At 64.2% G+C, this 9,602-nt stretch carries 7 protein-coding genes and 1 pseudogene; 4 read left to right on the forward strand and 4 right to left on the reverse strand.

The window, feature by feature from the left end:
• Positions 1 to 329: pseudogene (locus ACXJL8_RS33055) on the reverse strand (thiolase domain-containing protein); the annotation flags it as partial.
• A 950-nt stretch (positions 330 to 1,279) separates the two neighbouring features.
• Between ACXJL8_RS33055 and ACXJL8_RS33060 the strand changes: the two are divergent.
• Together ACXJL8_RS33060 and ACXJL8_RS33065 are read left to right on the forward strand one after the other, a co-directional pair.
• Positions 1,280 to 1,579: a DUF805 domain-containing protein gene (locus ACXJL8_RS33060; RefSeq protein ID WP_456618345.1), complete on the forward strand. Its 300-nt coding sequence runs from the start codon at positions 1,280 to 1,282 to the stop codon at positions 1,577 to 1,579.
• A 123-nt stretch (positions 1,580 to 1,702) separates the two neighbouring features.
• Positions 1,703 to 2,134 carry a hypothetical protein gene (locus tag ACXJL8_RS33065; RefSeq protein WP_456618121.1) on the forward strand — a complete coding sequence of 144 codons (432 nt, stop codon included), beginning with the start codon at positions 1,703 to 1,705 and terminating at the stop codon, positions 2,132 to 2,134.
• A gap of 56 nt (positions 2,135 to 2,190) precedes the next feature.
• Here the strand turns inward: ACXJL8_RS33065 and ACXJL8_RS33070 are convergent, their stop codons facing one another.
• The gene (locus tag ACXJL8_RS33070) at positions 2,191 to 3,228 is read right to left on the reverse strand and encodes a hypothetical protein (RefSeq protein WP_456618122.1); all 1,038 of its coding nucleotides are present in this window, start codon (positions 3,226 to 3,228) and stop codon (positions 2,191 to 2,193) included.
• Positions 3,229 to 3,412: 184 nt separating this feature from the next.
• Entirely contained in the window at positions 3,413 to 6,907 is a 3,495-nt protein-coding gene (locus tag ACXJL8_RS33075) for an indolepyruvate ferredoxin oxidoreductase family protein (RefSeq protein ID WP_456686304.1), read from the reverse strand.
• A 281-nt stretch (positions 6,908 to 7,188) separates the two neighbouring features.
• Between ACXJL8_RS33075 and ACXJL8_RS33080 the strand changes: the two genes are divergently transcribed.
• Positions 7,189 to 8,412, forward strand: a complete 1,224-nt coding sequence (locus ACXJL8_RS33080) for a c-type cytochrome (RefSeq protein WP_456618124.1) — start codon at positions 7,189 to 7,191, stop codon at positions 8,410 to 8,412.
• A 34-nt stretch (positions 8,413 to 8,446) separates the two neighbouring features.
• Here the strand turns inward: ACXJL8_RS33080 and ACXJL8_RS33085 are convergent, their stop codons facing one another.
• Positions 8,447 to 9,088, reverse strand: a complete 642-nt coding sequence (locus ACXJL8_RS33085; protein ID WP_456686305.1) for a trimeric intracellular cation channel family protein — start codon at positions 9,086 to 9,088, stop codon at positions 8,447 to 8,449.
• Positions 9,089 to 9,254: 166 nt separating this feature from the next.
• Here ACXJL8_RS33085 and ACXJL8_RS33090 point away from each other — a divergent pair.
• Positions 9,255 to 9,602 (forward strand): hypothetical protein (locus ACXJL8_RS33090; RefSeq protein WP_456686306.1); only part of this gene is annotated, 348 nt, incomplete at its 3' end.

Below are 9,602 nucleotides of genomic sequence, written 5' to 3' on the forward strand. Positions count from 1 at the left end.
AGCGTGATCAGCGCGATCGAGCACTTGCCGGCCGCGATCGCTTCAGCGGCATGGCCGAGATGGATGATGTAGGAACAGCCGCCGGTTTCGGTGGAATCGACATGGCGGAGCTTTTTGGTATTCAGACCGAGATAATCCACCATCGGCCAGGCGCCGCCCGGGGCATCGCCGGCGCAGAAATAGCCGTCGACATCGTCCTTGCTGAGCCCGGCATCCTCGATCGCGCCCTTGGCGACCTCGGCGTGGAGCTGCGCGGTGGATTTGTCCGGCGCATGCCGGGTCGGGTGCTCGTAGATCCCGGCAATGTAGGCCTTGCCCTTGATGGTCAAAACAGAGGTCTCCGCTCGCGTTTCTTGTTGCTCCGTTTTTCTGAACCGCGGTGGCCGGATTGGCAAGCGCGGAAATATTCCGTCGGGCGAGAGGGCAGCGGCTTGGCGCAACTCCCGCATCATCCGGACTGCGGGAGGTGGATTGGAAGCCGCCCTGCCTCCATCGCCGTCATTGCGAGGAGCCCTTGCGACGAAGCAATCCAGAATGCCTCCGCGGAGAGACGCTGGATTGCTTCGCTGCGCTCGCAATGACGGAGTTCGTGGGCACTGACGTCGCTGTTTCAACTCACATCTCGACTGCAGACACACCCCCGCGTCCTCGCGGCAGTTTTGCCCGAGCTTTGCTTCCGTCTTGCTGCCCTGTCGGAACAGAGGGCGCAGGGAAGACCGGGTGCCGGCTGGGCACCCACGGTCCGCTGTGCGCAAATGCGCTGGAAACAAATGCACAGCGGCATACAGGTGAAGCCAAACATCCGGCCTTCCCTGCGCAGTGGCTTGACGGCTTATGTCGCGCTCTCCCCGGGGAGCGATGCACTATTGCCCCCGTCGCCTTGCGGATGGCTGAGGTTGCGAACCCGGTCGGGCCGCCACATCACCGCAAGACTTGACGCACAGACCCCGGGCGTCAGGACCACACGATTTTGCCGTACTCAGGCTGCACCGGTCGTGTGCGCGCTGGCCTTCGCTCACGGTGTGACCCGCCCTGCAACCGCCTTCGCGCCGACGCCGCCCGCGTCCACCGCCACTCACCCCGCGTTTCGTGACGATCGCGATACGCCCCTCTGAGAGGGATGAGATGACGGTATGAATACGACAATTCAGAATTTCGGTAAAGCGGAATATACTTGCGCGCGGGGATTGACCCACGGCGTGGGTGTGTTGCCCGACGGGCAACGCAAGGGATGGTGTCGTGGCCAGGGTCATCGGCCGCTCCCGATCTCTTGGCCTTTATGGATCATTGCCACCTTGGTGATGTTTCTCGTCACGCCCTTGCTGGGGTGGCTGCCATCGCGGTCGGGCGGAAACGCCTGCATGATCGTAACAAGAGCGGCTGGTGGTTGTTGCTGTTCTACCTCGGCCCAGCGGTCTGCCACTACGTGGGACAAATGTCGGATCTGGACGTTATCCTTGACGCCGCATCATTCGGCCTGACTGCGTGGGCAATCGTTGAACTTGGCGTCCTGCCCGGCACCGTTGGCTCGAACAAGTACGGACCCGACCCGCGGGATCCCCACGTTCAAATGGGGTGACCAGAGTTTGGGCTCCGTGGAGCTGCAGAGAAACTGCGCAAAACGTTCAGGTGCGGTATGAACGCCCTGCTCTATGCTGACCGCAGTCGCCTTGGCCGACGCTACCGGTGAGGAATCCGCTGAGTGCCGATCAGACGGTCAATTCTCTTCGCTTGCTTTGTCTTGTCGGGCCTTCTGCTCGATGGCCAGTGGACCTGGTATTCATATCATTTTAATGCCGCCTGCGCCGACTCCGGAAACAGCGTGCCCGCATCCTGGTTTCTGTTCAGTGGCTTGATGCTGATCCCGGCAGCAATATCACTGATCTTGCTCTCCAATCGCGTCTACTTCTTCACTTGCCTCATCGTTTGGCTATTCTTCGTGGCGTTCCAGCTCACTTTGATTGGCGAAGAAGCTTCGACTGAAAAGATGATTGGCATCGATTGCTACAGGGACGTGGGCGCGGCAGCGACCGTGTCAGCGGCTTTCACCATATTTTTCGCCATGGTCATTGTCGCGACGACTCTGGCATTCGGCGCGGCTTTTCTTTTCCGAACGTTGCGAGGCGCGAGTTAGTCGAGACATCGTACGGTAGGCCCGGCCTTTGGCTACCCTACGGTCCTCTCCCGCAATCAAGCCGCGCTCGGGCGCGCGCGATAGCGGAACGTTGTCACCCCGGCGAGGATCAGGCCGATAGCGAGAAAAACCGCGCCGCCCTTCACGCCAAAACTGTTCTGATATTGGGCTTCGGCTGCGTCGTCGACGATCAGAGGCCGCGCATCCGGCCGGCCAGCGAGATACCGGATCCTGGCCTGCCTGACCGTCTGGACCCCGTTCCGCGTGATCTGGCGCCAGAACGCCGGGCTGATATGGGTCGGCCCGTAGGTCTGCTGTTGTCCGGCCTTGTCCGTCCACGCCAGGGTGACGAGATAGCTCGGAGCCTCTCCGGCCTTGTTCACTTCACCATAGGCACGCGTGATATCCGCAGTGGCCTCGTCGCCGTGGTCGAGGATCTCCTTCAACGTGCTTTGCTCGGCATAGGAGTTCACCAGCATGTAGCCGCCGAACAGAAGCATCACGGCGGTCAGCATCGCGAGGATGAAAGGAACCGGACGCCGCGATCCGGTGGCGATTGCGGCGCGCCCCGGCCCGCTTCGACGCGCCGACCATGCCTGCCATCCGATCACGAGCACCAGAATCACGGCGCAAACACCTGCTCCCGCCAGCATGAACCTGGACGTGAACCGGATATGGCTCAGATGGTCGCCGAGATCCTCGACAATCACCGGAAGAGATGAATCGTCGTCAATGACTTGAATGGGGATCGTCAGGAGCCTGAGCTGATTGCCAACCGTGATCCGCGCCGCATAGGCGGCGCTGACCGCGATACCCTTGCGCTCGCGTTGAACGCCGTCCCGTCCGGTCCATTGCAGTCCGATCGACAGGTTTTCGTCGACATAGCGGGGCCAGGCTCCGTCGAACACGAACGGAAACCGCGACGAGACGGCCTCGGCCGACGTGATCTTTCCCGTGGTGCCATAGCCATCGCGCATGATGCGTTCGATGGCATGCTGATTCCAGTACAGCCCCAACGTCGCCAACACGCCGACGGCCAAGAACACAATCAAGACACCGCGCAATGACATCGATAGCCGCCCCGCATAGCGCACGACCGTATCCCCCGGCGCGCTTCACTATCGCAAGTTGCTGATATCGCGCGACCACAACCCTTGTCAAACGCAGGTCTGTAGGRTGGGCAAAGCGAAGCGTGCCCACCACTTCTTGCGCAATTCCGGCGAGGTGGTGGGCACGGCGCTTTGCGCCTTTGCCCACCCTACGAGATCGGGACCTTCCCTACTCCGCCGCGATCTGCCTTGGCGCGGGCGGCGGGCTCGCGAGGTCCGCGGCGAGCTGGGCGTAGCGGGCCTTGGCGTCGGCGACGGCCTTCTCCTTGACCGGGCCGTAGCCGCGGATGCGGTCGGGCAGCGAGAGCAGCTCCACCGCGGTGTCGATCGTGAGCGGCGACAACAGGCCGAGCACGGTGGCGACGTCCYTTTCGTAGCCCGCGATCAGGTCGCGCTCGAGCTTGCGGTCGGCGCTGCGGCCGAAGATGTCGAGCGGGGTGCCGCGCAGGAACTTGAATTTTGCGAGCACCCTGAATGCCTTCAGCATCCACGGGCCGAAGGCGCGCTTCTTCGGGCGGCCGAGCGCGTCGACGCCGTGGCTCAGGATCGGCGGCGCGAGGTTGAAGGTGAACTTGAAGTCGCCCTCGAACTGGTCGCGGAGCTGCTGCTCGAAGGCGCCGTCGGTGAAGAGTCGGGCAACCTCGTACTCGTCCTTGTAGGCGAGCAGCTTGGCGTAGTTGATCGCGACCGCGCGCGTCAGCGCCTCGTCATAGCCGCCCTGCCTGGCGGCGTCGCCGACCTGATCAACCAGCTTGCGGTAGCGTTTCGCGAGCCGGCCGTTCTGATAGGCGGTGAGATGCTTGGCGCGATGCGCGATGATCTCGTCCAGCGTCATCGCGTCCAGGGTCTTGGGCGCCACGACCTCGTCCGTTCCCTTCAGCATGTCGGCAAGGCGCGCAGGGTCCGCGACCGCGAGGCGGCCGAGTCGAAAGGCTTCCTTGTTCATCTTGATCGAGACGCCGTTGACCTCGATCGCCTGCTCGATCGATTCCGCCGACAGCGGGAAGAGGCCCTTCTGGTAGGCGTAGCCCATCATCATCATGTTGGTGGCGATGCTGTCGCCGAGCAGCTGCTCGGCCGGCTTGGTGAAATCGAAGAACACCGAGTCCTTGTGCAGCGCCGTTTCTTCAAGCAACCCGTTCAGCTTGCGGGTCTGGAAGTTGAAGTCGCGGTTGAGGACGAAGTCGGCGGTGGGAATGACGTGGCTGTTGATGATGCCGCGGGTGCGGCTGGTGTCGCAGAGCGAGATCGTGTCCTTGGCGACCGCGACCACTTCATCGGCCGCGAGCACCAGATCAGCCGTGCCGGTGACGATGCGCGAGCAGGTCACTTCGGCCGGATGATCCGACAGCCGGACGTGGCTGAGCACCGCCCCACCCTTCTGCGCGAGGCCCGACATGTCGAGGATCATCGAGGCCTTGCCCTCGATGTGGGCGGCCATGCCGAGCAGCGCGCCGATGGTGAGCACGCCGGTGCCGCCAACGCCGCCGACGGCAATGTTATAGGGCTTGTCGAGCGTCGGACGCGACGCTGGCTCGGGCAGCGCGCCGATGTCGGCGAGCTCGCCAGGTGCGCGATGACGCGGCGCGCCGCCGTCGATGGTGACGAACGACGGACAGAAGCCCTTCACGCAGGAATAGTCCTTGTTGCAGGACGACTGGTTGATGGCGCGCTTGCGGCCGAACTCGGTCTCCAGCGGCTCGACCGAGATGCAGTTCGACTGCACCGAGCAGTCGCCGCAGCCCTCGCAGACGGCCGGGTTGATCATGACGCGGCGCGCCGGATCCTCCATCAGGCCGCGCTTGCGGCGGCGGCGCTTTTCGGCGGCRCAGGTCTGCACGAACACGATCGCCGAGGTGCCCTTGTACTCGCGGCACATCCTCATGACGCGGTCGAGCTCGTCGCGGTGATACTTCTTCACGCCGGGCGCGATGGTGTCGGCGGGATAGGTGTCGGGCGCTTCCGAGACCAGATAGATCTCGCGGATGCCCTCGGCGTGGAGCTGGAAGGTGATCTGCTGCGGCGAGAGATCGCCGTCATGGCGCTGGCCGCCGGTCATGGCCACCGCGTCGTTGTAGAGGATCTTGTAGGTGATGTTGGTCTTGGAGGCGACTGCCTGACGGATGGCGAGCAGGCCGGAGTGGAAATAGGTGCCGTCGCCGAGATTGGCGAAGATGTGGTTCTCGTTGGTGAAGGGGGCGATGCCGACCCACGGCACGCCCTCGCCACCCATATGGGTAAAGGTCTCGGTCGAACGGTCCATCCACAGCGCCATGAAGTGACAGCCGATGCCGGCCATGGCGCGGCTGCCTTCGGGGACTTTCGTCGATGTGTTGTGCGGGCAGCCGGAGCAGAAATAGGGGGTGCGGGAGACGGGCGCGACCGCCTGCATCTGGGTCGCCTGGCGGCCGTTGAACCAGTCGGCCTTGACGCGGAGCATCTCCGCGATCTCGGGGTTGAGATTAAGTCGAAGCAGCCGCTCGGTGATCGAGGTCGCAAGCGAGGCGACGCTGAGTTCGGCGGCGAAGGTCAGGAAGCGCTTGTCGTGCTCGTCCATCTTGCCGACGATGCGGGGGCGGACGTCGTCGCGCCAGTTGAACAGCTCCTGCTTGACCTGGTTCTCGACGATCTCGCGCCGTTCCTCGATGATGAAGATCTCTTCGAGGCCGACCGCGAACTGCCGCACGCCTTCCGGCTCCAACGGCCAGGGCATGCMGATCTTGTAGAGGCGGAGACCGATCTTGGCGGCGACCTCCTCGGTGATGCCGAGCTCGCGCAGCGCCTGCCGGACGTCCTCATAGCTCTTGCCGGATGCCATGATGCCGAAGCGGGCGTTCGGGGAATCCATGGTGACGCGGTTGACCTTGTTGGCGCGCGCGAAGGCGATCGCGGCAAAGCCCTTGTAGTCCTGGAGACGCCGGTCCTGCTCGAAGCGGTCGTCGGGCCAGCGCAGGTTGAGGCCGCCGGGCGGAAGCTCGAAATCAGGCGGGATGATGAAGGGCTTCATCTCGTCGGTGAGGTCGATCTCGGCGGTGGTCTCCACCGTCTCCGTGATCACCTTCATGCCGACCCAGCAGCCCGAGTAGCGCGACATCGCGATGCCGAGCAGGCCCATCTCGATCATCTCGTGGATGCTCGAGGGATAGAGATAAGGCATCAGCGCCGACATGAAGGCATGGTCGGACTGATGCGGGACGGTCGAGGACTTTGCGCCGTGGTCGTCGCCGGCGAGGCACAAGACGCCGCCGTTCTTGGCGGAGCCGGCGGCATTGCCGTGGCGGAACACATCGCCGCAGCGATCGACGCCGGGCCCCTTGCCGTACCAGATGCCGACCACGCCGTCGTATTTCGCGCCGGGCGAAAGGTTGAGCTGCTGGGAGCCCCAGACCGCGGTCGCGGCCAGGTCCTCGTTCACGCCGGGCTGGAACTTGATGTTGTATTGCTCGAGATGTTTTCGCGCGGCGAACAGCTGCTGGTCGTAGCCGCCGAGCGGCGAGCCGCGGTAGCCGGAAATGAAGCCTGCGGTGTTGAGGCCGTTGGCGCGGTCACGCCGGATCTGGGCCATGGGCAAACGAACCAGCGCCTGGATGCCCGTGGTGAAGACGTGTCCGGTGTCCTGGGTGTATTTCTGATCGAGACTGATCGGACCCTGGTTGATGCCCATTATGTCCTCTTTACCGCCCTGTTCGGGTCTTGCCGACTTAAGCCGTTGCCTGCCCGTTGTTTTTAGCTAGGGCGCGCCGACCACCTCTGCCACTCTATGTCGGATATTTCACGCTCCGCATCACAAATCTGGGCCGGAGACGGCGCCGGGTAAAAATCGCAATTTAGTGCCCGGAAGGTGCCGGGCATTTTCAATTTGTGTCACCATACCCCCGGCGTCGCGAAACGAATTGACGCCCCTTTCACGCAGGCGACGTTGATTGGTCGCAGGAGAGGCTTTCGATGCGGACGATTCTGGCTGGCCTGGCTCTGGTGGGGGTGGCGTTGTGCAGTGCGGTTGGGAGCGCGGCCCTCGCCGCTGAGCCGTCGCCGGAACTGATCGCCTACGGCAAGGCGCTGGTCGAGGCCGGCGACTGCGCGGGCTGTCACACCGCTGACGCCGCAAAGCCGTTTGCGGGCGGAAAGCGGATCGACACGCCCTTCGGCGCAATCTACGCGCCGAACCTGACGCCGGACCGCGCGACCGGGATCGGCGTCTGGACCGATGCCGATTTCACCCGCGCCCTCCGCTACGGCGTCGCGCCCAACGGATCGAACTACTACCCGGCCTTCCCCTATCCCTACTTCACCAAAATGACCAAGGACGACACGCTGGCGATCCGGGCCTATCTCGGCACGCTTCCGCCCGTCGTGAGCCGCAACAAGCCGCCGGAGCTGCGCTGGCCGTTCGGCTATCGCGGCCTGATGCGGGCCTGGAACTATTTCTTTTTCAAGCCCGGCCTGTTCGAACCGGACCAGGGCAAGAGCGCGGCGTGGAACAGAGGCGGCTATCTCGTCACTGGGCTCGGTCATTGCGGCGCCTGCCATACACCGAAGAACTATTTTGGCGCAGACAGGGAGGCGCAGGCCTTGTCCGGCAGCGAGGTCGGCGGCTGGTTCGCGCCGCGGCTCGACGGCGCCGCGCGCAGCGGCCTGAAATCGTGGAGCGCCGAGGACATCACCGAATATCTGCAAAGCGGGCGCAACGCCAAAAGCCATGCCGACGGGCCGATGGCCGAGGTGGTCGTCAACTCGACCTCGAAGATGAGCGACGCCGATGTGCGTGCGATCGCGGTGTACCTGAAGAGCCTGCCGCCGGCGCGGCGCGAGCCTGCGGGGACGCCGCCGGACGAGGCCGAGATGAAAGCCGGTCAGGCCGTCTATGCGCGGCTCTGCATCGCCTGCCATGAAGCCGACGGCTCAGGCGCGCCGCGGATCTATCCGCCTTTGCCCGCCAACGCGCTGCTGCAATCGATCAATCCATCCTCGACCTTGCGCATCATCCTCGACGGCGCGCACACCGTGACGACACCGCGCGCGCCCAACACCGGCGAGATGCCGCCCTATGCCAGGCAATTGACCGACGAGCAGATCGCCGCGGTGACGAACTACATCCGCAACTCCTGGGGCAACGCCGCGGCGCTGGTGACGCCGGCGCAGGTGGCGAAGGCGCGGAAGGGAAATTGATTCCCTCTCCCCGCACGCGGGGAGAGGCGAACAACTACCGCTCATCGCCCGTGAAGACGAATTTCGGCATCTCCCATTTGTAGCGCACCGCGAGCGGGCGGAAGCTGACGCCGAGGATGAAGGTGAGGATGGTCCATAGCTCGGCGTTGAGGTTGAGGCCGAACGCGGTCGCGTAGAACAGTCCCGTCACCACCGAAACGCTGGCGTAAAGCTCCGAGCGGAACAAGAGCGGCACGTCGTTGCAGAGCACGTCGCGCAGYACGCCGCCGGCGCACCCGGTCACCATGCCGGAGACGATGACGATCGGCAGCGTGGCACCCGCCTGCCAGGCGATGTCGCAGCCGGYCATGGTGAAGACGACCAGACCGATGGCATCGAGCACGATGAAGGCCACCTTCAGCCTGTGCACGAGCCGCGCGATCAGGATGGTCAGGAAGGCCGCGCCGCCGGCCAGCGCGAGGTAGATGGGATGAGCGACCCAGGCCAGCGGATAGTGCCCGAGGAAGAGATCGCGCAACGTGCCGCCGCCGAGCGCGGTGATACAGCCGAGGAAGCAGACGCCGAGCCAGTCCATGCTCCGGCGGCCGGCCGCGAGCGCGGCGGTCATGCCTTGCGCTGCGACCGCGACCAGCGACAACAGATGCAGCACGCTATCGCTCGGCGGCAAGCTCCACATCGCCTTGTTCCCTTCCCCTTCGATGGAACCGACGCGCACGGTTCCAAAATGAACAGGTTCCCGATTCCTCGCGCGAGGGCAACATGCGACGAAAGCATCAAGGAGGGCGGAACAGAATCTCGCATCTATGGATTGTCTGGGCGCAATAATCGAGGAGACCCAATCGATGGCTGATGACCGTTTTCCCAACGATCCGTATCGCCCCAACTTCGCCGACGATGAGTATCTCCGTGCGGCGCGCCGGGATGCCGACCTCCAGGCGGACCCGGAGCTGGGCGAAGGCCCCGCCTCCAGCGGCAAGGTCGCGCTGTTTGCCGTGGCTATCGCCCTGGTGCTGGGCGCCGTGTTCTATGGCTTGAACAATTCGACCACCGGTAACCAGGCCAGCAATGAGCCGGCGACGAAGACCGCCCAGCAGGCTCCGCCGACCAATCCAGCGGCGCCTCCCGGCATGCGCGACGTGACGCCGCGCAACAACGCTGCGCCTGGTGTGACCACGGGTGCAGCGCCGAGC

The organism is Bradyrhizobium sp. P5_C11_2 (assembly GCF_054049755.1).

Excerpts from the sequence above, each read along its gene's own strand:
- ACXJL8_RS33080 (WP_456618124.1), top strand. The coding sequence starts at position 7,189 with ATGCGGACGATTCTGGCTGGCCTGGCTCTGGTGGGGGTGGCGTTGTGC.
- ACXJL8_RS33060 (WP_456618345.1), top strand. The coding sequence starts at position 1,280 with ATGGATCATTGCCACCTTGGTGATGTTTCTCGTCACGCCCTTGCTGGG.